The organism is Actinomycetospora flava (assembly GCF_037400335.1).
Classification (GTDB): domain Bacteria; phylum Actinomycetota; class Actinomycetes; order Mycobacteriales; family Pseudonocardiaceae; genus Actinomycetospora; species Actinomycetospora flava.
Genome location: NZ_JBBEGM010000015.1, coordinates 1 through 22,857, shown reverse-complemented (window position 1 = coordinate 22,857; position 22,857 = coordinate 1). Strand labels below are relative to the sequence as shown.

23 protein-coding genes are annotated in these 22,857 nt (G+C 74.4%); 16 read left to right on the top strand and 7 right to left on the bottom strand.

The genetic code is table 11. The features are described 5' to 3' along the window. Positions 1–14: 14 nt before the first annotated feature. A complete protein-coding gene (locus WCD58_RS28010; protein ID WP_337706405.1) occupies positions 15–1,475 on the bottom strand; it encodes a dihydroorotase in 1,461 nt (486 codons plus the stop codon). After that, positions 1,472–2,857 carry an FAD-dependent oxidoreductase gene (locus tag WCD58_RS28005; protein ID WP_337706404.1) on the bottom strand — a complete coding sequence of 462 codons (1,386 nt, stop codon included), beginning with the start codon at positions 2,855–2,857 and terminating at the stop codon, positions 1,472–1,474. The genes WCD58_RS28010 and WCD58_RS28005 overlap by 4 nt, the downstream gene beginning before the upstream one ends. Before the next feature lie 212 nt (positions 2,858–3,069). Here WCD58_RS28005 and WCD58_RS28000 point away from each other — a divergent pair, with 212 nt between their 5' ends. The 7 genes from WCD58_RS28000 (at position 3,070) to WCD58_RS27970 (ending at position 11,648) form a co-directional block, all read left to right on the top strand. After that, positions 3,070–3,837, top strand: a complete 768-nt coding sequence (locus tag WCD58_RS28000) for an IclR family transcriptional regulator (RefSeq protein WP_337706403.1) — start codon at positions 3,070–3,072, stop codon at positions 3,835–3,837. Then, positions 3,837–5,030, top strand: a complete 1,194-nt coding sequence (locus WCD58_RS27995; protein WP_337706402.1) for a CaiB/BaiF CoA transferase family protein — start codon at positions 3,837–3,839, stop codon at positions 5,028–5,030. The genes WCD58_RS28000 and WCD58_RS27995 overlap by 1 nt, the downstream gene beginning before the upstream one ends. Next, positions 5,027–5,881 carry an HpcH/HpaI aldolase/citrate lyase family protein gene (locus WCD58_RS27990; RefSeq protein ID WP_337706401.1) on the top strand — a complete coding sequence of 285 codons (855 nt, stop codon included), beginning with the start codon at positions 5,027–5,029 and terminating at the stop codon, positions 5,879–5,881. The genes WCD58_RS27995 and WCD58_RS27990 overlap by 4 nt, the downstream gene beginning before the upstream one ends. Beyond that, the gene (locus WCD58_RS27985) at positions 5,878–6,705 is read left to right on the top strand and encodes a cyclase family protein (protein WP_337706400.1); all 828 of its coding nucleotides are present in this window, start codon (positions 5,878–5,880) and stop codon (positions 6,703–6,705) included. Before WCD58_RS27990 ends, WCD58_RS27985 begins: the two co-directional genes overlap by 4 nt. Before the next feature lie 20 nt (positions 6,706–6,725). Further along, a complete protein-coding gene (locus tag WCD58_RS27980; protein ID WP_337706399.1) occupies positions 6,726–8,129 on the top strand; it encodes an MmgE/PrpD family protein in 1,404 nt (467 codons plus the stop codon). 135 nt (positions 8,130–8,264) lie between these two features. Continuing rightward, a complete protein-coding gene (locus WCD58_RS27975) occupies positions 8,265–9,539 on the top strand; it encodes an MFS transporter (RefSeq protein WP_337706398.1) in 1,275 nt (424 codons plus the stop codon). 216 nt (positions 9,540–9,755) lie between these two features. Beyond that, a complete protein-coding gene (locus WCD58_RS27970; protein WP_337706397.1) occupies positions 9,756–11,648 on the top strand; it encodes a hypothetical protein in 1,893 nt (630 codons plus the stop codon). Between the two features lie 78 nt (positions 11,649–11,726). Here WCD58_RS27970 and WCD58_RS27965 read toward each other — a convergent pair whose 3' ends face one another. Together WCD58_RS27965 and WCD58_RS27960 are read right to left on the bottom strand one after the other, a co-directional pair. Beyond that, on the bottom strand, positions 11,727–13,022 hold the full coding sequence (locus WCD58_RS27965; RefSeq protein WP_337706396.1) for an RNA polymerase sigma factor: 1,296 nt from the start codon (positions 13,020–13,022) through the stop codon (positions 11,727–11,729). Further along, positions 12,995–13,414, bottom strand: a complete 420-nt coding sequence (locus WCD58_RS27960) for a YciI family protein (protein WP_337706395.1) — start codon at positions 13,412–13,414, stop codon at positions 12,995–12,997. The genes WCD58_RS27965 and WCD58_RS27960 overlap by 28 nt, the downstream gene beginning before the upstream one ends. A 177-nt stretch (positions 13,415–13,591) precedes the next feature. Here WCD58_RS27960 and WCD58_RS27955 point away from each other — a divergent pair, with 177 nt between their 5' ends. From WCD58_RS27955 to WCD58_RS27940, 4 genes are all read left to right on the top strand, one after another. After that, complete coding sequence (locus tag WCD58_RS27955) at positions 13,592–15,451, top strand: GAF domain-containing SpoIIE family protein phosphatase (protein WP_337706394.1); 1,860 nt, start codon at positions 13,592–13,594, stop codon at positions 15,449–15,451. Further along, positions 15,448–15,801 (top strand): STAS domain-containing protein, encoded by a 354-nt coding sequence (locus WCD58_RS27950; RefSeq protein WP_337706393.1) that lies wholly within the window; start codon positions 15,448–15,450, stop codon positions 15,799–15,801. Before WCD58_RS27955 ends, WCD58_RS27950 begins: the two co-directional genes overlap by 4 nt. Further along, entirely contained in the window at positions 15,798–16,772 is a 975-nt protein-coding gene (locus WCD58_RS27945) for an ATP-binding protein (protein WP_337706392.1), read from the top strand. The genes WCD58_RS27950 and WCD58_RS27945 overlap by 4 nt, the downstream gene beginning before the upstream one ends. Positions 16,773–16,907: 135 nt before the next feature. Then, positions 16,908–17,063 (top strand): DUF6131 family protein, encoded by a 156-nt coding sequence (locus tag WCD58_RS27940; RefSeq protein WP_337706391.1) that lies wholly within the window; start codon positions 16,908–16,910, stop codon positions 17,061–17,063. A 64-nt stretch (positions 17,064–17,127) separates the two neighbouring features. Here WCD58_RS27940 and WCD58_RS27935 read toward each other — a convergent pair whose 3' ends face one another. Then, positions 17,128–17,409, bottom strand: coding sequence for a hypothetical protein (locus WCD58_RS27935; RefSeq protein WP_337706390.1), 282 nt, complete (start codon positions 17,407–17,409; stop codon positions 17,128–17,130). 97 nt (positions 17,410–17,506) lie between these two features. Beyond that, on the bottom strand, positions 17,507–18,160 hold the full coding sequence (locus tag WCD58_RS27930) for a TetR-type transcription factor C-terminal domain-containing protein (RefSeq protein WP_337706389.1): 654 nt from the start codon (positions 18,158–18,160) through the stop codon (positions 17,507–17,509). A 92-nt stretch (positions 18,161–18,252) separates the two neighbouring features. Here WCD58_RS27930 and WCD58_RS27925 point away from each other — a divergent pair, with 92 nt between their 5' ends. The 4 genes from WCD58_RS27925 to WCD58_RS27910 are packed head-to-tail and all read left to right on the top strand — an operon-like array spanning position 18,253 to position 21,901. Beyond that, positions 18,253–18,930, top strand: coding sequence for a nitroreductase family protein (locus WCD58_RS27925; RefSeq protein ID WP_337706388.1), 678 nt, complete (start codon positions 18,253–18,255; stop codon positions 18,928–18,930). Next, positions 18,915–19,850, top strand: coding sequence for an NAD(P)H-dependent flavin oxidoreductase (locus WCD58_RS27920; protein ID WP_337706387.1), 936 nt, complete (start codon positions 18,915–18,917; stop codon positions 19,848–19,850). The genes WCD58_RS27925 and WCD58_RS27920 overlap by 16 nt, the downstream gene beginning before the upstream one ends. Before the next feature lie 22 nt (positions 19,851–19,872). Then, on the top strand, positions 19,873–20,211 hold the full coding sequence (locus WCD58_RS27915; RefSeq protein WP_337706386.1) for an EthD family reductase: 339 nt from the start codon (positions 19,873–19,875) through the stop codon (positions 20,209–20,211). Between the two features lie 31 nt (positions 20,212–20,242). Further along, positions 20,243–21,901: a long-chain-fatty-acid--CoA ligase gene (locus WCD58_RS27910; RefSeq protein WP_337706385.1), complete on the top strand. Its 1,659-nt coding sequence runs from the start codon at positions 20,243–20,245 to the stop codon at positions 21,899–21,901. On the opposite strand, the gene WCD58_RS27905 is transcribed toward WCD58_RS27910, so the two are convergent. Further along, on the bottom strand, positions 21,847–22,284 hold the full coding sequence (locus WCD58_RS27905) for a VOC family protein (protein ID WP_337706384.1): 438 nt from the start codon (positions 22,282–22,284) through the stop codon (positions 21,847–21,849). The genes WCD58_RS27910 and WCD58_RS27905 overlap by 55 nt on opposite strands. Before the next feature lie 133 nt (positions 22,285–22,417). Between WCD58_RS27905 and WCD58_RS27900 the strand changes: the two genes are divergently transcribed. After that, entirely contained in the window at positions 22,418–22,792 is a 375-nt protein-coding gene (locus WCD58_RS27900; protein WP_337706383.1) for a hypothetical protein, read from the top strand. Positions 22,793–22,857: the final 65 nt, after the last annotated feature.

Genomic DNA, 22,857 nt, shown 5'->3' with positions numbered 1-22,857 from the left:
AGGTCCTGCGCGCCTCAGACCGACGTCGGGCGGTGCTGGTAGCGGCCGGTCGGGGTGCCCTCGACCTTGCCGTCGGCCCACACGCGCTGCCCGCGCAGGAAGGTCGCGTCGACGGTCGCACCGATCTCGAGACCCCGGAACGGGGTGTACTCCTGGGTCGACTCGGACTGCGCGGGGTCGACGGTCCACGAGCGGTCCGGGTCGACGAGCACGACGTCGGCGTCGTAGCCCGGCGCGATGTCGCCCTTGGAGCCGAGGCCGAAGCGCTGCGCCGGGTTCCACGACGTCAGCGCGGCCACCGCCCCGAGCGGCAGGCCGCGCTTGAGCCCCTCGCCGACCAGGCCCGGCAGCAGGTACTCGGTCCCGCCGAACCCCGACTTCGCGGCGAAGATGTCGGCGGGGTCGTCGCCGAACTTCGTCGCCTCCTTGCAGCAGGCGTGGTCGGACACGACCCACGACACCTCGCCGGCGAGCACGTGACGCCACAGCGCCTCGACGTCGTCGCGCGGGCGCAGCGGCGGGTTGACCTTGCCGCCCACCCCGTCGGCCGTGGTGGTGTCGGCGAGCAGGTGGCCGATCGTCACCTCGCGGCGGAAGTCGACGTGCGGGAACGTGCCGGCCATCAGCAGCGCCGCCTCCAGCGCCTTGGCCGACGACAGGTGCAGCAGGTTGATCGTCGGCAGCCCCGTCTCGTGGGCGAGGTACGACGCGATCGTCACCGCGAGCCCCTCGGAGTGCGGCGGGCGGGAGGCGCTGTAGGCCTCGAGGCCGGTGAGCCGCCCCTCCTGCTCGACGATGCGCGTGTACGCCGTCATGATCTCGGCGGTCTCGCAGTGCAGCGAGAGCGAGATGCGGTCGGCGATGTCGGGACGCTGCTCGCGCACCCGCTGGATGCCGCGCATGACGAACTCGAAGTGCGCGATGTCGTAGCGCTCGCCCTCGGGGATCATGAGGAACGCGTTCTGGTCGTTCGAGCGCCCGTGCAGGCCGTGGCTGCCGTAGAACATGAAGATCTTGAACGACGTGACGCCGTGCTCGTCGACCAGCATCGGGATCTCGTCGATGTGCGAGGCCTGCATCGGCGCGAGGTGGAAGGCGTAGTCGACGTACGAGCGGCCGTCGGCGGCGGCGAGGACCTCGGGGAACAGGTCGGCGTAGTCCCCGCCCTTGTTCAGGTAGTACTGCCCCGAGCGCATGTAGGTCAGCGAGGTGGTCACGCCGCCCTGCGCGCAGGCGCGGCTCTCGGTCTCGGCGTCCTGGGACAGCGGGTTGTAGATGCCCCAGTGCTGATGGGCGTCGACGACCCCGGGGAACGCGAGCCGGCCCCGGCCCTCCTCGACCCGCGCGGCGTCCGTGCCGAGGTCCGGTCCGACGGCGGTGACGCGCCCGTCGTCGACGGCGATGTCGGCGTGGGCGACCTCCTCGACCCCGGGACGGACGACGCGGACGTCGCGGATGATCAGGTCGTGGCTCACGGGGAGACCTCCAGGAGTCGGGTCGCCGCCTTACGACCAGCACAGTGGTCCGCGGCGAGGTGGGCGAGCCCGAGGGCGGGGAGCAGGCCGTTGCCGGCGAGGTAGCCGGCCGCGCCGTGGCCGGAGATGCCGACCGCCGCGCCGCCCGAGGCGTAGACGGGCCCGAGCGGGCGGTCGGCGGCGTCGAGCACGCGGGCGTGCTCGTCGACCCGCAGGCCGCCCTGGGTGTGGAACAGCGCGGGGACGATCTCCACCGCGGCCAGGGGCGCCTCGAGCGGCGCCTCCACGGCGGTCCGCCCGACGCGGTCGGCGGCCTGCTCGCCCCGGGCGACGGCGGCGGCGTCGGCGAGCTCGCCGGCCAGGACACCGGCGGGGACGCCCATCAGCGCCGCCAGGTCGGCGGCGTCGCCCGCCCAGCGCAGGGCGCCGGAGTCGACGACGTCGCGGTAGTCGCCGAACGCCCGGGACAGCACGTCGATGCGCTGGTCGAGCACGACCCAGCCGCGGGCGCCCGGGCGCGCCGCGAGCCAGGCGGCGAACTCCGAGTAGCCGGCGGTCTCGTCCGCGAAGCGCCGCCCCTCGGCGTCGACGACGACCGCGCCGTGCATGACCGTCGTCCAGGTGACGAGCGTGCGCGCGGCCGCCGACAGCGCGGCGTGACCCTGGTAGGCGTCGAGGCACCCGGTGGCGGCGCCCAGCGCGATGCCGAGCCGCAGCGCGTCGCCGCGGGCGTACTCGCTGCCGTGGTAGGTCGCGCCGGCGATCTCGGGCAGGTGCTCGGCGACGAGGCCGGCGTCGGCGCCGAAGCCGTTGGTGGCGAGCAGGACGGCCCGCCCGGTGATCGTCTCGCGCGCACCCGAGGGGTCCTCGACGGTGACCGCGGCACCGTTGTCCAGCCGGACGTCCACCGCCCGGGCAGGGCACAGCAGGTCGATCCGCTCCGACGCCGTCACCGCGTCGGCGAGACCGCGCAGCAGCGACGAGCCGTGCCGGCCGGGCACGGTGTGCACGCGCCGCGCGGAGTGCCCGGGGTAGTCCATGTCGACCGGCAGCTCGATGGGCAGCCCGACGGAGTCGGCGAGCCACTCGACGAGGGCCGCGCTCACGCCGGTCAGCGCGCGGGCGACGCGGCGGTCGGCGGCCCCGCCCGTCTTCGCCTCGACGTCGGCGAGGAAGCGCTCGGGCGAGTCGTCGATGCCCGCGGCGCGCTGGTAGCGGCTGCCGGCGCCCGGGACCATCGCGGTCGACATGGCGGTGTTGTTGCCCCGCCGGAAGTGCTCGTCGGCCTCGACCACGACGACGTCCAGGCCCTGCTCCGCGGCGCGCAGCGCGCCGGCCAGGCCGCCGCCCGCGCCGACCACCACGAGGTCGGTGTCCGCCACCGCGCTCACCTCGTTCCGCTGGAAGAAACGACTTGCTACGGGCTTCTCGCCGCATGACAGCAGCTCAGCGGCTCGTTAGCAAGAGAGCGGTCCGGAGCGGTTGACACGCCGACCGGAACGCCCTGAAGGTGTGTTCCGTCGAGCGAGACGGGAGGTCGGTGTCCATGGCAGACGCAGCCGGGACAGCGGGGGGCACGGAGTCCACCTCACGGGTGGCGGACGTGCTGCTGCTGTTCGTCGAGGGACCCTCGACGCTCGGGGTGTCGCGCATCGCGCGCGATCTGGGCCTGTCGAAGGCCGTGGTGCACCGCATCCTGCAGTCGCTGGCGGCGCGGGACATGGTCGCGCTCGACCCCGCCACCCGCGAGTACCGGCTCGGGGGCGCCGCCGCGGCGCTCGGGGCGCGGGCGCTGCGCGACTCCGACCTGCGCTCCGCGGCCCTGCCGCTGCTGCGCGGCCTGCGCGACGAGACGCGCGAGACCGCGACGCTGTCCACGCCGGTGCCCCACGGGCGTGTCTACCTCGACCAGGTCGTCGGCCTCCACGAGATCAAGATGACCGTGGAGCTCGGCCGCCGGTTCCCGCTGCACGCCGGCAGCTCCGGCAAGTGCATGCTCGCCCACCTCGACCCGGAGCAGCGCGAGGAGGCCCTCGCCGGGCCGCTGGAGTCGCTGACGCCGCACACGCCCGTCGACACGACCGCGCTGCGCGGCGAGCTCGACGAGATCGTCGCCCGCGGCTGGGCGGTCTCGGCGGGCGAGCGCCAGGCCGACGCCGGCTCGGTCGCGGCCCCCGTCTTCGGCGTCTCCGGCGACGTGCTCGGCGCGATCTCCGTGTGCGGCCCGCGCTACCGGATGACCGACGAGCTCGTCGCCGACCTCGGCCCGCGCGTCGCGACGGTCGCCGCCCAGATCTCCCGGCGCCTGGGTGGCGACCCGGGCCGCAGCGCCGCCCCCGTGGCGGCGGGAAGGAACGCCTGATGACGGCCCCCACCGGCGCCCTCGCCGGCCTCAAGGTCCTGGACGTCGCCACGCTGTTCGCCGGCCCCCTCGCCGCGACGATGCTCGGCGACCACGGCGCCGAGGTGATCAAGGTCGAGCACCCGCGCGGCGACCCGTCGCGCACCCACGGCGCGCAGCGCGACGGCGTCGGCCTGTGGTGGAAGATGCTCGGCCGCAACAAGCAGGCGATCACCCTGAACCTCTCGTCGCCCGAGGGCCAGGAGGTGTTCCGGGCGCTCGCGGCCGAGGCGGACGTCGTCATCGAGAACTTCCGCCCCGGGACGCTCGAGCGCTGGGGCATCGGCTGGGACGTGCTGTCCGAGGCCAACCCCGGGCTCGTCCTCGCGCGGGTCACCGGGTTCGGGCAGTTCGGCCCGTACTCGTCACGGCCGGGGTTCGGCACGCTCGCCGAGGCCATGAGCGGCTTCGCGGCGATCACCGGCGAGCCCGACGGTCCCCCGACGCTGCCGCCCTTCGGCCTCGCCGACGGCGTCGCCGCGCTGACCACCGCGTTCGGGATCATGACCGCCCTGCGGGCCCGCGAGCAGACGGGCCGCGGCCAGGTGCTCGACATGGCCATCATTGAGCCGCTGCTCACGGTGCTCGGCCCGCAGGTCATCGCCTACGACCAGCTCGGCGAGCTCCAGCCGCGCCACGGCAACCGGTCCTCGAACAACGCGCCGCGCAACACCTACGAGTGCGCCGACGGCCGCTGGGTGGCCGTGTCGACGAGCGCGCAGTCGATCGCGGAGCGCGTGATGCGGCTGGTCGGGCGCCCGGAGCTGATCGACGAGCCGTGGTTCGCGACCGGCGCCGAGCGCGCGCGGCACGCCGACGTGCTCGACGAGGCCGTCGGCTCGTGGATCGCGCAGCGCGACCGCGAGGAGGTCGTCGCCGCCTTCGAGAAGGCCGAGGCCGCGGTGGCACCGATCTACACGGCCGCCGACGTGCTCGACGACCCGCAGTACGCCGCGCTCGGCAGCATCGTCTCCGTCGACGACGACGAGCTCGGCCCGGTGCGCTTCCAGAACGTGCCGTTCCGGCTCTCCGAGACCCCGGGACGCGTCCGCACCACCGGCCCGCGCCTCGGCGAGCACACCGCCGAGGTGCTCGCCCGGCACGGCGTCGACGACGCGCGACTGGCGGAGCTGCGGGCCGCGGGGGCGGTGTGACGGCCGGACCGGGTCCGGGGCGGGCGCGCAGCTGGCTCTACGTCCCGGCCCACCGCCCCGAGCTGCTCGACAAGGCCCTCGCCGGGCCCGCGGACGCGGTGGTGCTCGACCTCGAGGACGCCGTACCCGCCGACGCGAAGGCCGCGGGCCGCGAGGCCGCGGTGCAGGCGGCCGCCGCTCCGCGCGCCACGCCGCTCTGGGTGCGCGTCAACGCCGTCGGCACGCCGTGGTTCGCCGACGACGTCGCCGCGCTCGCCGGCACCGCGCTCGACGGCGTCCGCCTGCCCAAGGCCGGCGACCCCGACACCGTCGCGGTGCTCGCCCGGCGGCTGGACCTGCCGCTGCACCTGCTGCTCGAGTCCGCGCTGGGCATCGAGCAGGCGTTCGCCCTGGCCCGCGCGCACCCGCACGTCGTCGCGGTGTCGCTCGGCGAGGCCGACCTCGCCGCCGACCTCGGCGTCCGCCGGCCGGACGCGCTCGCGTGGGCCCGCCAGCGCGTCGTCGTCGCCGCGCGTGCCGCCGGGCTCGCGGCGCCGATCACCAGCGTCTGGACCGACCTCGCCGACACCGACGGCCTCGAGCGCGACAGCCGCGAGGCCCGTGACCTGGGCTTCTTCGGGCGCTCGGTGATCCACCCGCGGCAGGTCGAGCCGGTGCACCGGGCGTTCACGCCGAGCGCCGACGAGGTCGCCGGCGCGCGCGCCCTGCTCGACTCGCTGACCGACGCTGCCGGGCGCGGGGAGAGCGCCTGGGTCGACGGGCAGGGGCGTTTCGTCGACCCCGCCGTCGTCGCGGGCGCCCACCGCGTGCTCGAGCAGGCCGACTCCACCCTCGTCGAGGAGAACCGATGACCACCGCCACGAGCACCCGCGCGCTGATCGACGCCGTCGCCGCGGGCACCCGCACGGTCGAGCTCGGGCAGCCGCTGTTCACCGGCATGCCGACCTCGCCCAACCACCCGGGCTTCCGTATGACGCTCATCCGCCGCCACGGCGACGCGGTGCGCCCGGACGGCGGGTCGGCGTCCAACGAGATCCTCGTGACCGGCGGCCACGTCGGCACCCACGTCGACGCGCTGTCCCACGTCAGCCACGACGGCCTGCTGCACGGCGGCGTCGACGCCGAGGCGGCCCAGCGCGGCGGGCGGCACACCGAGCACGGCGCCGAGCGCATCCCGCCGATGATCACGCGCGGCGTGCTGCTCGACGTCCCCGGCGCCCGCGGGGTCACCGCGCTCGACCCGGGCGAGGGCGTCACCGCCGACGACCTCGCGGCCGCCGCCGAGCGCGCCGGCGCCGAGCCGGGCCCCGGCGACGTCGCGCTCGTGCGCACGGGCTGGGCTCAGCGCTTCGACGACGCGGCGTCGTACCTCGGCCACGACACCGGCGTGCCCGGCGTCACCGAGGACGGCGCGCGCTGGCTCGCCGAGCGCCGCGTGGTCGCCGCCGGCGCCGACACCACCGCCTTCGAGCGCATCCCGCCCGGCGACGGCCACCGCGTGCTGCCGGTGCACCGGATCCTGCTCGTCGAGCACGGCATCCACATCATCGAGCACATGGCCCTCGAGGAGGCCGCCGAGCAGGGGCTCACCGAGTTCCTCTTCGTCCTCACGCCCCTGCGCATCGTCGGCGGCACGGGCTCGCCGGTGCGCCCGGTCGCGGTGGTCGGCGCGTGAGCCCCGCGATGACACCCGCGATGACACCCGCCCAGGAGTTCGCCGCCTTCGCCGCCCGCGCCGCGACCGAGGGCCTGCCCCCGGAGCTGCGCGCCGACCTCGTCGCGCGCACCGCCGACGTCCTCGGCAACTCCCTCGCGGCCCGCGACGCCGAGCCCGCCCGTGTGGCCGCCGCCGTCGTCGCGGAGTGGGGCGGCACCGGCGCGGCGACCTCGCTGGCGGACGGGCGCCGGCTGCCGGCGCCGTCGGCGGCGCTGGTCAACGGCACGCTCGCGCACAGCCTCGACTTCGACGACACGCACCTGCCCTCGGTGCTGCACCCGTCGGCGGCGGTGCTGCCCGCCGCGCTCGCCGCCGCGGAGGCCGCCGGCGCGTCGGGGACGGCGTACCTCGACGCCGCCGCCGTCGGCGTCGAGCTGACCTGCCGGCTGGGGATGGCGGGCTACGACGAGGAGCTCGGCAATTCCGTGTTCTTCGAGCACGGACAGCACGCCACCGCGATCTGCGGGGCGGTCGGCGCGGCGGTCGCCGCCGGCATGCTGCGCGGGCTCGACGCCGACGGGCTCACCTCGGCCATCGGGATCGCCGCGAGCACCGGCGCCGGCGTCATCGAGGCCAACCGCACCGGCGGCACGGTCAAGCGGGTGCACTGCGGCTGGGCGGCGCACGCCGGCGTGGCCGCGGCGGACCTCGCACGCCACGGGCTCACCGGCCCGCCGACCGTGATCGAGGGCCGCTTCGGCTTCCTGCGCGCGTTCTGCGGCGAGCGCTTCCGCGCCGACCGCGTCACCGACGGGCTCGGCGAGCACTGGGAGACGCTGCGCGTGTTCACCAAGCCCTACCCGTGCAACCACTTCACCCACGCCGGGGTGGACGCGGCGCTGCGGATCCGCGACGCGGGCGTCGCCCCGGAGCGCATCCGCGAGCTGACCCTCGGCGCGCCGGCACCGGTGCTGCGCACGATCGCCGAGCCGCCCGAGGAGAAGGCGCGGCCCCGCTCGGGGTACCACGCGGCGTTCAGCGGGCCCTACACCGTCGCCGCCGCGCTGCTCGGCGGCGGCGGGCTGGGCCTCTCGCACGACGACTTCACCGACGCGGCGGCCGCCGACCCGGGACGCCTCGCGCTCGCCGAGCGCGTGCGGTGCGTGCCCGACGAGGAGTCGACCGCGATCTTCCCCCGGCAGTTCCCGGCGGTCCTCACCGTGCGGCTCGACGAGGGGGGATCGGTGACCGAGCGGATCCGGGAGAACCGCGGCGGGCCCGAGCGCCCGCTCTCGCCCGACGAGGTCGCCGAGAAATTCCGCACCAATGCGATCCGCTCGATCTCCGCCGACGAGGTGCCGACGGTGGTCGACGCCGTGCGGGAACTGCAGGGCGGGCGCCCCGTCACCGATCTCCTCGCCGATCTGGGCTCCCGCCTCTGACCATTGTTCCTCTCACCGGAACAATGGTGAAATCGACGATACGGCGGCCTCGCAGGCCCTTGACCTGCACTGTTCAACAGGCCAGGCTCGAATCAACGACCAGGAAATCCCGTTTCTCCGAACGGAACACCACCGATGCAGACACGGTTCCGCTGGGCCACCATCGCGCTGATCGTCGCCCTCATCATCATCAACTACATCGACCGCTCAGCGGTCTCCTACGCGGTCGAGCCGCTCCAGCGTGAATTCGGGATCTCGACGGCGCAGTACGGGATCATCTCAAGTGCGTTCGCCATCGGGTACATGGTGTTCGCATTCCTGTCGGGCCCGCTGGTGGACCGTTTCGGGCCCCGCAAGGTCCTCCTGGTCGCGATCACGATCTTCTCGCTCGCGACGGCGCTCATCCCGCTCGCCGGCGGTTTCATCGGCCTGCTGCTGATCCGCATCGTCCTCGGCGCGGGCGAGGCCCCGGCGTTCCCGGCGGCCACGCGCACCGTGAGCCGCTGGCTGCCGCGCGCCGAGCGCGGCTTCGCCCTCGCGCTCATCGGCGGCGTAGCGGTCTCGGGCAGCCTGCTCATCGCGGGCCCGGTGCTCACCAACCTCATCGGCGCCGTCGGCTGGCGCGGCACGTTCTGGGTCATGGCCGTGCTCGGCGTCGTCTGGGCCGTCGTCGCGATCGGGCTGCTGCGCAACACGCCCAACGAGTCACCGCGGGTCAACGAGGCCGAGCGCGCCCACATCGCCGCCGGCCAGGACGTCGAGGAGGCCGAGAACCGCACCGGCGGCGTCGACTGGCGCTCGCTGCTGACCAACCGCAACCTCTGGATCGTCGCGGTCGGCTACTTCGCGTGGGGCTTCATGTTCTGGGGCTTCATGTACTGGCTGCCGCAGTTCCTCTCGACGAACTACGGGCTGAGCATCAAGGCGGTCGGCGCCTTCTCGGTGGCGCCGTGGGCGGCCGGCGTGGTCGGCGCGCTCGTCGGCGGGGTGCTCGTCGACCGGGTCTACCGCCGCACGCAGAGCATCCGCAGCCGTTTCACCATCATGGGGTTTGCCCTCTTGCTTTCCGGCGCATCGCTCATTCCCGTGTTCCTCGACCCGACACTCACGGTCGCTCTGATCTTCATCTCGCTGGGTGTCGGCTGCGGATTCGTCACGGGCGGCATCTGGTGGGTCGCCTCGATCGACGCGGAGCCCGGACAGCCGGGCAGCGCCGCCGGGTTCGCCGACGCCGCGTTCGCGCTCGCGGGCATCGTCGCGCCGGCCGCCATGGGCTTCATCGTCCAGTCCACGGGCACCTTCACCAGCGGTTTCGTGCTGATGAGCGTGCTGACCGCGATCGGCGCCCTGCTCATGCTGTTCGCGACCCGCGAGCCCGTCCGGGAGCGCACCCCGTCGGTCGAGGTCTGAGCGGTCACCCGTTCCGAGGCGAGCTCTTCACCCTCACAGCGGTGCCGGACGACCATTCCGGACCGCTCGTGAGCGGCGGAATGCGAACCGTCAGCACTCAACGGCCGGCCCATCACGACGGTCAAAGCTGAGTAATGCTCTACTCATGATGTCGTCGCCTCGATCGCCCATTCTCGGTGTCACCGAACGCCACACCGACACCCCGAGGCGGACACCATGACTCAGCAGCACTGCTTTCCCCCGCCCCCGCGGCCCAACTTCGACCGCGAGACCGGCCACCCCATCGAGTACCGGCACGACGGCACGCCCTTCGACCCGACCACGACCGATCTCACGAAGCCGGAGGGTGTCGACCACTACGACCCGATCTCCGGCCGGCCGCTGGACGTCCACGGCCGCCCCATCCCGAACGAGCACAACCCGTTCGGTCGGTGGGACTTCGAGACCGCCGTCGAGCACCGCCACGGCGTCGACCCCTCCGGGCACGTCATCGAGAACCGCCCGGTGTACGACCTGAACACCGGCCTGCCGCTGCGGTACGACGACTTCGGCAACCCGCTCGTCCCGCCCACCCCGACCACCAAGCCCCCGGGCGTCGACCACTTCGACGACCGGACCGGCGAGCCCCTCGACGTCTTCGGCGAGCCGGTGCCCGGGGCCGTCAACCCCCACCAGCGGCCGGCCTACGACGACGCCACCGGGCTGCCGATCCACTACGACCCCCACACCGGCGCGCCGTCGCTGCCCCAGATCCACGTCGACAAGCCCGAGGGCGTCCACCAATACGACCCGAAGACCGGCGACCCGCTCGACGAGAACGGCGACGTGGTGCCCGGAGCGCGCAACCCGCACCAGAACGTCGACGACAAGACCCTCCCCGACCAGCCGCTGCACAACTTCGACCCGGTCACCGGCGTGCCGCTCGACAAGGTCGACCCGGTCACCGGTGCGCTCGAGCCGATCACGGACCTGGTGCCGACCCACCCGGCGAACGTCGTCGGCTTCGACCCCATCACGGGCGAGCCGCTCGACAAGGACGGCAAGGTCGTCGAGGACTACGACAACCCGCTCGGCGAGCACGTCTTCAAGAACGACGTCGACCTGCGCGACGACGTCGACCCCACGGGGCACGTCATGTCGCAGCGGCCGATGTACGACGAGACGACCGGCAAGCCGATCACCTACGACGAGCTCGGGCAGCCCAGCCTCCCCGCGACCAACCTCCCGAAGGACCCGAACATCGCCGGCTTCGACCCGGACACCGGCCGGCCCCTCGACGCCGCGGGCAAGGAGCTGCCCGACGCCAGGAACCCCTGGCAGCGTCCCGACTACGACACCACCAACGGGCTGCCGATCGACTACGACAAGAACGGCAACCCCGTGCCCGCGCCGAACGTGGTCGTGACCGTGCCTCCGGGTGTCACGAGCTTCGACGCCGACACCGGCCGGCCCCTCGGCGTCGACGGACAGCCGGTCGACATCGAGAACCCGTTCCAGCGCCCGGAGGACCGGGAGCCGAAGGACGGCGGGGACGAGGGCGACGACCTCCGGACCCAGGAGGAGAACGAGGGCATCGAGGCCGAGATCGCCGGCGAGCAGGGCATGCCGCTCCTGCCCGAGACGATCGACCACACCCTGGTCGACCCGCCCGTCGAGGGCCTCCCGACGACGGAGCCGGTCGGCACGACGCCGGCGGGCACGGACCTCGGCACGGTCGGGTCCTCGCCCTTCGGCGGCGAGGCCTCGCCGGTCCCGCAGACGCAGGTCCCGACGACGTTCCCGGAGCCGTCGTCCACGACCGATCCGTTCGGCGGCGCGCAGACCACCGTGCCGGTCGACGAGCCGTTCGGGACGTCGCAGCCCTCGACGCCGGACACCTCGTCGGCGCCGTTCCAGACCACGGAGCCGGCGCCGCGCGCCGAGACCCGGGAGGCGACCGAGATCCCGGCGCAGAACAGCGGCGGGCAGGAGGACCTGGCGTCCAGCTCCTCGTCGCACGAGTCCTCGTCCAGCTCCGACAGCGGTCACGAGGCGAGCAGCAGCTCGTCCTCGGACTCCGGCTCGGACTCCGGCGCGGAGGCGTCCGACGACGCCGTCGGGGTCGGCTGACCCACCCGCACGGCCGTCACGGGGCCGTCGCACCCCCACCCCGGTGGGCGGTGCGGCGGCCCCGTCGTCGTGTCCGGGTCAGGTCAGCGCGGCGATCTTGCGCCGCAGCAGTCCCCGTTCGCGCTCGTTGCCGCAGCGCTCCACGGCGAGCGCCAGGGCCGCCCGGGCCTCGTCGGGCCGCCCGAGCCGGGTGAGCAGCTCGCCGCGCACGCTCGGCAGCAGGTGGGAGCCCGCGAGGACCTTGGAGCCCTCCAGCTCGTCGACGATCGTGAGCGCGACCGCCGGCCCCTGCGCCATCGACACCGCCACCGCGCGGTTGAGCTCGACGACCGGGGAGGGCGCGAGCCGGCCGAGCGCCTCGTACAGCAGCACGATCCGCTCCCAGTCGGTGTCCTCGACGGACGGGGCGACCGCGTGGCAGGCGGCGATGGCGGCCTGCAGCCCGTAGGCGCCGAGGCCCCGGCCGACGCCCTGGGCGTGGGCGAGCGCGGCCCGGCCGCGGCCGATCGCGGCGACGTCCCACCGGCGGCGGTCCTGGTGCTCGAGCAGGACCGGCTCGCCGTCGGGCCCGATCCGCGCCGGGAAGCGCGCGGCGGTGAGCTCGAGCAGGGCGAGCAGGCCGTGGACGTCGGCGTGATCGGGCACCAGGCGCGCGAGCACCCGTGTGAGCCGGACGGCCTCGGCGGCGAGGTCGAAGCGGATGAGGTCGTCGCCCGAGCTCGCCGACGAGCCCTCGGTGAAGATCAGGTAGATCACGTTGAGCACCGAGGAGAGCCGCTCGGCCCGCTCGTCGGACGGCGGCACCCCGAAGGGCACCCCCGCCGCGCCGAGCGTCTTCTTCGCCCGGGTGATCCGGGCCTGCACGGTGGCCGTCGGCACGAGGAACGCCCGGGCGATCTCGTCGCTGGTCAGGCCACCGACGACCCGGAGCGTCAGCGCCACCCGGGCCTCGCGCGACAGCACGGGGTGACACGAGACGAAGATCAGCGCAAGGACGTCGTCGTCGATCCGGTCGGGGTCGAAGAGGAGGTCGTCGCCGGGGTCGCCGGTCGGGGCGCCCCCGGTCGCCGCGCCGCCCTCGCCCAGCTCGTGGGCGAGGGCGGCGTAGCGCTCGTCGCGCCCGGCGCGCCGGCGGAACGCGTCGATGGCGCGCCGCCGCCCGACCGTGAGCAGCCACCCCGCGGGTTCGCGCGGGACACCGTCACGGGGCCAGGTCACCAGGGCCTCGGCGAGGGCCTCCTGGGCGAGGTCCTCGGCCAGCGCGAAGTCGCCGGTGTAGCGCGCGAGCGCGCCGACGATGCGCGGGGACTCGATCCGCCACACCGCGGCGACCGCGTCACGGCCGCTCAGAGCTGACCGGTCGCCTCGCGCCACGCCCGCTCCTTCCGGATCCACTCGTTGTCCTGGGGGAACTCGTCGATCTGGGTGACACGGCGGATCTCGGTCTTGAAGCCCGGGCCCGTCCCCGGCGCGCGCTTCGCCCACTCGACGGCCTCCTCGCGCGAGGCCACGTTGAGCAGGTAGAAGCCGCCGAAGAGCTCCTTGGTCTCCCCGTACGGGCCGTCGGTGACCACCGGCGGCTCGGACCCGTGGTCGACGACGACGGTGTCGGCGGGGTCGTCGAGGCCCTCCGCGGCGAGCAGCACCCCGGCCCGCAGCATCTCCTCCTGGAACCGGCCCATCAGCTCGATCATCTCGTCCATGCTCACGTCCGCCATCCCGGCGTAGGCCTCGTCGGTCGCGCGCATGATCAGCATGTACTTCATGGCTCTGTCTCCCTGGCGTGTTCCGGGTCCCTCGCGGACCCTGGCACCCTCAGGTCGAGCGGCCGCGACGCGGATCGACATCGGCGCGCAGAATTCCTCGCGTCACCCGAATGATCACCTTCTGTCACCGGAATCGCTCCCTGTCCGCGGGGAGTCGTGGCGGTTAGGCTCCGCCGGGTGACGGCCGACGCACACGAGCTACTCGCCGTGGCCGAGTCGGTGCTCGACGCGACCTCGGCCCGGGCCGCCGGGATCCAGCAGCTGACCGAGCAGCTGTCCCGCGCCCTCACGCCCGCGGACATCGGCCGGCTGACGGCGACGACGGCCGCCGCCCTCATCGGCGCCGACGCCTGCGCGGCGTACGGGCGCCGCGACGGGGCGGACGTCATGGAGTCGCTGCACACCCACGGCTGGCCCGGCGACACCCGGGCGTTCGCGACGATCCCGCTGCACCGCGGGCGGCCGATGTCGGACGCGGTGCTCACCGGGCGGCCGGTGTGGCTCGAGGACGCCGAGCAGTGGCGCGCGCGCTACCCGGAGATGGCCCCGCTCGGGGTGTCGCAGGGACACGAGGCGTCCGCGGTCCTGCCCCTGCGCGTCGACGACCGCGACCTCGGTGCCGTGGTCTTCAGCTTCTACCGCACGCGGGCCTTCGACCCCGCCGAGCGCGAGTTCCTCGTGACCGTCGCCTCGCTGTGCGCCCAGGCCCTCGACCGCGCCCGGCTCTACAGCGCCGAGCGCGACGCGCGCGCCGCCGCCGAACGCGAGCGCGACCGCATGGCGTTCCTCGCGCAGGCGAGCCGGCTGATGGAGGCGCCGCTGTCGGTGGAGGAGCGCCTGCGCCAGCTCGCGGACCTCGCCGTCACGGGGATCGCCGACTGGTCGGCCGTGCACCTCGTGCGCGGGTCACGCGTGGAGAAGGTCGCCGTCGCGCACCTCGACCCCGGCAAGATCGAGTTCGTGGACCGGCTCGAGCGCCGCTACCCGCGCGACCCCGACGCCCGCGGCGGGGCCGTCGACGTGGCCCGGACCGGCACGCCGGTGGTCCTGCCCGAGGTCCCCGACGAGCTGCTCGTCGCGTCCGCGGTCGACGAGACCCACCTCGAGCTGATCCGCGAGCTCGGCATGCGCTCGGCGATCGTCGTGCCGCTGCTGGTGCGGGGCCGCAGCCTCGGCGCGCTCACGCTCGTCCAGGCCGAGTCGGGGCGGCGCTTCGGCGAGGAGGACCTGACGTTCGTGGGCCAGCTGGCCGCGACGGCCGCGCTCGCCCTCGACAACGCCGCGCTCTACGAGCAGCAGCGCCTGGTCGCGCGCACGCTGCAGACCGCTCTGCTGCCGAGCGAGCTGCCGGAGATCCCCGGGGTGTCCTGCGCCGGGCGCTACCTCCCGCCGGACCCGGACCTCACCGACGTCTACGTCGGCGGCGACCTCTACGACGTCCACCTCGACGAGGAGCGCGGGCGCTGGGCGCTGACCGTCGCCGACGTGTGCGGGAAGGGCCCGCAGGCGGCCGCCCTGACCTCGCTCATCCGGCACACCGTGCACGCCGAGGTCCGGCACGGGCTGCGGCCCGCGGAGGTGCTGCGGCGGGTCAACGCCGCGATGCTGCGCCACCGCGGGGAGGCCCGCTCCCGGTTCGCGACGATGGCCCACGCCGTCATGTCGCGCGACGCCGAGGACGTCACGGTCACGCTGGTGAACGGGGGGCACCCGCCCGGTCTCGTGCTCCGCGGGAATCGTGTCGAGTGGATCGACCTCCCCGGCACGCTGGTCGGGGTGTTCGCCGACCTCGACCTCGCGGAGACCGAGATCCGTCTCGCCCCGGGCGACACGCTGGTGCTCTACACCGACGGCGTCACCGAGGCCCGCGGCCCGGCGGGCTTCTTCGGGCCCGAACGTCTCGCGGCCGTGGTCGCGGGCCTCGCCGGCCGGTCGGCCGACGCCCTGGCCGACGGCGTCCTCGCCGCGGTCTCGGACTTCCAGCGCGGACGGCTCCGCGACGACGTCGCCCTGCTCGTGGTGCAGGCGCAGCGATGACCGAGACCCCCGCCGTCCTGGAGGTGGACCGCACGTCCTACGACGACCGCCTCGAGCTCGCCCTGCGCGGCGAGCTCGACAACGACACGCTCGCCGTCGCCCAGGACCAGGTCGCCGCGGCCGAGGCCGACGCCCCGCCGGTCCTCGTCCTCGACCTGTCGGGGCTGGAGTACGTCGGGTCGTGCGGCGTGCGCCTGGTGCTGCTCGCCCAGCACGGCGCGGACGCCGCGAACCGGCGTCTCGCGGTGCGCCTCGGGCACGGGCAGACACGCCGCATGTTCGACATCCTCGGGCTCACGAGCCGCCTCGAGGTGCTCGACCGGGCCGCACCCGAGGACCCGGCCACGTGACCGCGGCCCCCGACCGTCCCGCCCCGCCGACCGGCGGCGCGGCGGATCCCTTCCGCCACCTCGCGATCAACTACCGCGACGTCGACGTGCTCGTCGCCACGCTGGCCCCGGTGCTGGAGGAGGCGCTGACCCGCGGCGACCTCGTCCTCGCCGTCATCGACGACGTCGTCCGCGACGCCCTGGAACGCCACCTCGGGGCGACGGCCGCGGGCATCGTGTTCGGCGAGCCGGCGCAGCCCTACAGCTACAGCGGCCAGACCACCGCCGCGCGCCGGGCCACGACGCTGCGCGAGATGACCGCGGACGGGCGCGCCGCACTGGTCCTCTCCGACAGCTCGGCCGCGGGCACGCCCGACGCGTGGAGCGTCCTGGAGGCGAGCTCGAACCTGGCCCTGCGCGGGCTCCCGGTCACCCTGCTCTGCCTCTGCGACGCCACCCGCGCCGCGGACGAGGCCGAGCGCTTCCTCGACTGGAACCACCCCGAGCTCTACGTCGGCGCGACCGCGAGCCCGAACCCGCGCTACCGGACCCCGGAGACGGTGCTGACGGCCGTCCCGGCCCCGCCCGCGCCGGCGCTCGGCCCGCCGCAGCACGTCACCGCGTTCGACGGTGTCGGGGCGCTGCGCGACGTGCGGCGCGAGACCCACCTCCGCGGCGAGGAGGCCGGCCTCGACGACGACCAGCTCGACGGCCTCGTCCTCGCGATCGGCGAGCTGGTCAGCAACAGCATCGAGCACGGTCCGGGGCACGGGACCCTGTCCTGGTGGTCGGGGCCGGACCGGCTCGTCGCGCAGATCAGCGACCCCGGCCACATGACCACCACGACGCCCGGGCTGCGCTGCCCCGAGATCCGGTCGGTGCGCGGCCGCGGTGTGTGGCTCGCACGCCAGCTCAGCGACGTCCTGCACCTCTGGACCGGCGTCGACGGCACCCACGTCCGCCTCGAGATCGGCAGCAGAGCAGGAAATTAGTTCCCGATTTCCTCCACCCGCGGGCGCCGATCTGAGGTGTTGTCGGCCGCGCAGCCGTCGAGCATCCGGCGGCTGCTCGACTGCAGTCGGCCGGGTGCCGGGCCCGCGGGCCCCGCGCCACCAAGGAGACCATCAGTGATCGTCCTCGGCGTCATCCTCATCATCCTCGGCTACGTGCTCGGGATCTCGATCCTCTACACGATCGGCGCGATCCTGCTCGTCGTCGGTCTCGTGCTCACCCTGCTGGGCGCCGCCGGGCGGGGGGTCGGCGGACGCAAGACCTACTTCTGATGCTTCGCAGGTGAGTGATCCGGGTCGTCATGACGACCCGGATCACTCACCTGCGCGGAGCGCATCACGCCGGGGCGAGCAGCCGGCGCGGGGTCGTGCCGGGTCGGGCGTGCTGCGGAGGAGCGGGGATCGGGCCCCGCGGCCGCGGGATCGCCGCGTACGGGATGGGCGGCGGGTAGCCCCAGGGCGTCCGCGCCGGGGCGTCGCCCCGCCAGCCGGCCGCGATCGCGACGGCGTGCTGCCAGGCGGCGGCCGCCCACGGCTCCCCGAGCTCGCCCACGTCGGCCAGCCCGGCCGGCGCCTCGATCCGCGGCGGGGCGGGGTGCCGGATCGTCTGTCGCTCCATGCTGCTGTGACGGTCCGGGAGCCCGGGGTTGTTCCCACGTCCTGGGTCGCGAGGTCGGCGCCCCCGCCACCCGGTCGGCATGACCAGCCAGGGGATCTCAGCCGTCGTGCCGGAGCACCCCGCGCACGGCGTAGGACGCCAGGCCCTCGGCGAGGCGGCGGGTGCGGTCGTCGGTGTCGTGCGGGCTCGGGCGGTACCAGACCGTCGACCAGTTCAAGGCCCCGAGCACGGCGCGGACGGCGAGGTCCGGGTCGGGGGCGGCGAAGGCGCCGGCGACGACGCCGTCCGCCATGACCGTGCGCCACAGCTCCTCGTAGGCGTCGCGGGCCTCGACGATGTAGCGGAACGGGTTGGCCTCGCCGGGCTCGCTGGCCCGCCCGGTGACGAGGTGGATCGTGTGCAGGGTGACGGCCTGGACGTCGTTCTGGCGCATGAGCACCAGGGCGTGCTCGACCGCCATCTCCTCGAGCCGTGCGGCGGGGGCGAGCCCGGGTCGGGAGGCCACCGGCGCGACGGCCTCGTGCAGCGTGCGGGCGCCGAGCAGCAGGATGTCCTCGAGGACCCGCGCCTTGCTCCGGTAGTAGTGGTAGACCCGGCCCTTGGTCGAACCCAGCTCGTCGGCGATGTCGTCCATGCTCGAGCCGGCGTAGCCGCGCCGCGCGAAGGTCTTCGCCGCGGCGTCCAGGACGGCGGATCGGCCCTGGTCACCGGGCCCCGGCCGTCCCTGACTGATCGCGGTCGCTTCGCTCACCCGGCTCCCCTCGACGACTCCGACGTGACCCTTGACACTAGGCGACGAGCCAACATACTACTGCGTAGGTTGCCCGAAGGGAGCACGACGCCGTGGCTCTGCCCGCCGACACCGAACTCGGTCTGTCCGCCGAGGACGTCCTGACCACCACCCGCAGCGTGCGCAAGCGCCTCGACTTCGAGCGCCCCGTGCCGAAGGAGCTGCTCACCGACTGCGTCCGGGTCGCGCTGCAGGCCCCGTCGGGGTCGAACCGGTGGCTGATGCAGTTCGTGATCGTCACCGACCGGGAGCGCCGCGAGGCCCTGGCCGCGGTCTACCGGGCCGCCTACGAGCAGTACCGGCAGATCCCGACCTACATCGGGTCCGTCGACAAGGGCACGCCCGAGCGCAACGCCAGCCAGCAGCGCACCTCGGCGTCGGCCGACTACCTCGCCGAGAACATGCACCGCGCCCCGGCGCTCGTCCTCGCCTGCGCCATGGGCCGGCCGGACAACGGCCCGGCCATCGCGAAGACCACGCTGCTCGGCAGCGTCATGCCCGGCATGTGGTCGTTCATGCTCGCCGCCCGCGCCCGCGGGCTGGGGACGTCGTGGACCTCCGTCTCGCTGTTCCGCGAGCAGGAGACCGCCGACGTCGTGGGCATCCCGATCGACGAGGTGACGATCGCGGCGCTCTCGCCGGTGGCGTACACGAAGGGCACCGACTTCCGTCCGGCGATGCGCCCGGACCCCGCCGAGGTCATCCACTGGGAGCAGTGGGGACGTCGGTGATCCCCGACCGCCTGCGGGGCCGGCTGCGCCTGCCCCTCGTCGCGGCCCCGATGCTGACCGTCTCCGGTCCCGACGTCGTGGCCGCGGCGTGCACGGCCGGGGTGATCGGCGCCTTCCCGACGGCGAACTGCCGGTCGGTCGACGAGCTCGACGACTGGCTCGGCCTCCTCGACGGGAAGCTCGACGCCGCGCACGCCCCCGTCGCCGCGAACCTCATCGTCCACCGCTCGAACCGACGTCTCGGCGACGACCTGGAGGTCCTCGTCCGGCGCCGCTGCGAGCTGGTGATCACCAGCGTCGGCTCGCCGGCGGGAGTGATCGAGGACCTGCACGCCGCCGGCACCACGGTCTGGTCGGACGTCGCCTCGATCCGCCACGCCGACCGCGCGATCGAGGCCGGGGCCGACGGGCTGATCCTGCTCACCGCCGGTGCGGGCGGGCAGACCGGCACGATGAACCCGTTCGCCTTCGTGCGCGAGGTGCGCCGCCGCTGGGCCGGCACGGTGGTGCTCGCCGGCGGCATCGGCGACGGCGCATCCCTGGCGGCGGCGCGCGTGCTCGGCGCCGACCTCGGCTACGCCGGCACCCGTTTCCTCGCGACCCGCGAGAGCCTGGCCGCGCCCGGGTACAAGGCCATGGTCGCCGGCGCGACCAGCGGCGACATCGTGCTCACCGACGCCGTCACCGGACTGCCGGCCTCGTTCCTGCGCGACTCGCTGCCGCAGGACGGCGCCGGGGAGAAGGCCGCCGGCTTCGACGTCACCACCACCCTCGCCGGCGCCAACGGCGGGCGCCGTTCGCGCTGGCAGGACGCCTGGAGCGCCGGGCACGTCACCGGCGTCATCGACGACGTCCCCGCCCTCGCCGAGCTCGTCGACCGGCTCGCATCCGAGTACGCCGCCGCCGGCGGTCCGATCTGAACACCCCAACCCGGAGGTCACCGTGTACAAGCTCTACGCCTTCTGGTCCGCGCCGAAGCCCGAGGACCGGGAGGCCTTCGAGGAGTACTACGCCAGCACCCACGTCCCGCGCGCCGCGGCGGTCCCGCACCTCGAGTCGATCGTCACGACGCTGACCACCGACGGGCTCGGCGACGCCCAGCCCGTGACGTACCGGATCGCCGAGATGGCGTTCGCCGACCGCGCCGCGTTCGAGGCCAGCACCCGGTCGCCCGAGTGGGCCGAGATGCGGGGGTGCTCCGGCGACATCATCGAGCGCTTCGGGGTGAGCCTCACGGTCTCGATGGGCGAGGAGGTCGTCGGGAAGCCGACGAACAGCTGACCGGCGCGGACCGCGACCCCGGAGGAAGTCGATGAGCACCGCCCTGCCCGGGCTGATGATGGACGTCCCCCTCACCACGGCGCACCTGCTGTGGCGGATGCGCGCGGTGCACCCGGACGCGCGGGTCAGCACGGTGACGGACGCGTCCGGGGCGTGCCGCACGACGACCTTCGGGGCCGTGGCCGAGCGGGTGGACCGCCTGGCCGCCGCGCTGGCCGAACTCGGCGTCGGGGTCGGCACGCGCGTCGGCTCGTTCGCCTGGAACACCCAGGAGCACCTCGAGATCTACTACGCGGTGATGGGCATGGGCGCCGTGCTCCACACCATCAACCTGCGCCTGCACGAGGACACGATCGCCTACACCGTCGAGCACGCCGGCGACGAGGTGATCCTGCTCGACGCGACCCTCGCCGAGCGCTTCCTGCCCGTGCTCGCGCGGGTCCGCGGCGTGCGGCACGTCGTGGTGGTCGGCGCGCTGCCCGACGGCGTCGAGGTCCCGGACGCCCTCGACTACGACACCCTGCTCGACGGCGCCGGCTCCTACGACTGGCCCGAGCTCGACGAGCGCGCCGCCGCCTCGCTCTGCTACACGTCCGGGACCACCGGACACCCGAAGGGCGTCCTCTACTCCCACCGCTCGATCGTGCTGCACGCGCTCGCGATGGCCGGCACCGACGCGTACGGCATCTCCCGCCGCGACCGCGTGCTGTCGATCGTGCCGATGTTCCACGCCATGGGCTGGGGCCTGCCGTTCGTCTGCGCCGTCGCCGGCGCCGACCTCGTCATGCCCGCCGCGCACCTGCAGCCCGGGCCGGTCGGCCGGGTCGTCGACGAGCAGGGCGTGACCTGGTCGTGCGGGGTGCCGACGGTCTGGATGGACGTCCTGCGGCATGCCGACGAGATGGCGCGCACCGGCGGACGGCCGGTGACGCTGGCGACCCTGCGCACCGTCATCTCCGGCGGTACCCAGGTGCCCGAGAGCCTCATGCGCGCCTACGCGGAACGCTTCGGCGTCGACCTCGTGCAGGGCTGGGGCATGACCGAGATCTTCCCGGGCGCGACGCTGAGCATGGACCAGGGCGCGGACGACCCCGAGCGCTGGTCGCACCGCGGCGCCGCGGGCCGCGTCAGCCCGCTCTACGAGCTGCGCGTCACCGGCGAGGACGGGTCGACGCTGCCGTCGGACGGGGCGTCGGTCGGGGAGGTCGAGGTCCGCGGACCCGCCGTCGCCGGCGCCTACTTCGCGCCCGGGACCGACACCGCCGACCGCTTCCACGACGGCTGGCTGCGCACCGGCGACGTCGGCACCCTCGACCGCCGGGGATGGCTGCGGATCACCGACCGGTCGAAGGACGCGATCAAGTCCGGCGGCGAGTGGATCTCCTCGGTGGACCTCGAGGCCGAGCTCATGGCCCACGACGCCGTCCGCGAGGCCGCCGTCGTCGGGCGGCCCGACCCGCGCTGGAGCGAACGCCCCTTCGCCTACGTCGTCGCCGACCGCCCGGTGACCGTCGACGAGCTCCGCGACTTCCTCGCCACCCGCGTCGCCCGGTGGTGGCTGCCCGACGGCTACGCGTTCGTCGAGGAGATCCCGCGCACGAGCACGGGGAAGTTCGACAAGTTGGTGTTGCGCGGTCAGCTCAGCTCCTCGGCGAGCGCGACGATGATTCCCGAGGGCCCGCGCAGGTAGCAGAGCAGGAACATCTCCTCGTACTGCGCGATCTCCCCGACGAGCTCGCCGCCGTGGGCGCGCAGGCGGTCGACGGTGTCGTGGATGTCGTCCACCGCGAACATGAGCCGGCGCAGGCCGATGGTGTTCGCCGGCGCGTCCGGCTCGGTGGTGGTCGCCGTCGGCGTGGCGAACGCCGTCAGCTCGAGGCGGCTCTGCCCGTCGGGGGTCCGCACCATCGCGATCTCGACGCGGACGCCCTCGAGGCCGACGACGCGGTCGACCCACGTCCCCTCGACCGGCGTCCGTTCCTCGAGCTCCATGCCCAGCTCGAGGAAGAACGCGACCGCCGCGTCGAGGTCGTCGACGACGACGCCGACGTGGTGCATCTGCTTGATCGTCATGGTGGTCCTCCCCGTCGTTCCGGTTCCTGACCCGGGGACGGAGCCGGCGCGGCGTTCTCGACGGAAACCGGATGCGCCGTCGCGATGCGGGGCGCCATGGTGCAGCACGACACCGAGCAGAGGGGAACACGCGATGCTGCGGCTGCGACACCGCCGGCACACACGTCCCTCGATCGCGCTCGCCGTCGCCCGGGTCCTCGTCGACGCGGGGCCCCAGACCGCAGAGCTGGTGCGCGAGCACGGCGAGCAGTACGGCGAGGTGGAGCTCACGGTGCTGCTCGCCGATCTCGCCCACTGGTACGTCGCGGCCGCGCTCGGGCCGGTGGCGGGCTCGCGGGCGGTCGCCGACCGTGTCGTGGTGGCGCTGGCCCAGGAGTTCCGCGACGGCGACGACGTGCTGCGCGCGATCGTCGCCACCGGCTTCCTCGACGCGCTCCCGCAGCCCGGCGAGCTCGGGCACGAGGTCGTCGCGCGGCTGCCGCAGCGTCTCGGACGGCAGCTGGCGTGACCGTCCGGCCGTGGGGGGGGGGGGGGGGGGGCGGGCGGGGGGGGGGCCGGCCCCCGCCCGCGGCG

Excerpts from the sequence above, each read along its gene's own strand:
- WCD58_RS27975 (WP_337706398.1), top strand. The coding sequence starts at position 8,265 with ATGCAGACACGGTTCCGCTGGGCCACCATCGCGCTGATCGTCGCCCTC.
- WCD58_RS27995 (WP_337706402.1), top strand. The coding sequence starts at position 3,837 with ATGACGGCCCCCACCGGCGCCCTCGCCGGCCTCAAGGTCCTGGACGTC.
- WCD58_RS27960 (WP_337706395.1), bottom strand. The coding sequence starts at position 13,414 with ATGAAGTACATGCTGATCATGCGCGCGACCGACGAGGCCTACGCCGGG.
- WCD58_RS27935 (WP_337706390.1), bottom strand. The coding sequence starts at position 17,409 with ATGGAGCGACAGACGATCCGGCACCCCGCCCCGCCGCGGATCGAGGCG.
- WCD58_RS27980 (WP_337706399.1), top strand. The coding sequence starts at position 6,726 with ATGACACCCGCCCAGGAGTTCGCCGCCTTCGCCGCCCGCGCCGCGACC.
- WCD58_RS27970 (WP_337706397.1), top strand. The coding sequence starts at position 9,756 with ATGACTCAGCAGCACTGCTTTCCCCCGCCCCCGCGGCCCAACTTCGAC.
- WCD58_RS27985 (WP_337706400.1), top strand. The coding sequence starts at position 5,878 with ATGACCACCGCCACGAGCACCCGCGCGCTGATCGACGCCGTCGCCGCG.
- WCD58_RS27950 (WP_337706393.1), top strand. The coding sequence starts at position 15,448 with ATGACCGAGACCCCCGCCGTCCTGGAGGTGGACCGCACGTCCTACGAC.
- WCD58_RS27900 (WP_337706383.1), top strand. The coding sequence starts at position 22,418 with ATGCTGCGGCTGCGACACCGCCGGCACACACGTCCCTCGATCGCGCTC.
- WCD58_RS27905 (WP_337706384.1), bottom strand. The coding sequence starts at position 22,284 with ATGACGATCAAGCAGATGCACCACGTCGGCGTCGTCGTCGACGACCTC.
- WCD58_RS27910 (WP_337706385.1), top strand. The coding sequence starts at position 20,243 with ATGAGCACCGCCCTGCCCGGGCTGATGATGGACGTCCCCCTCACCACG.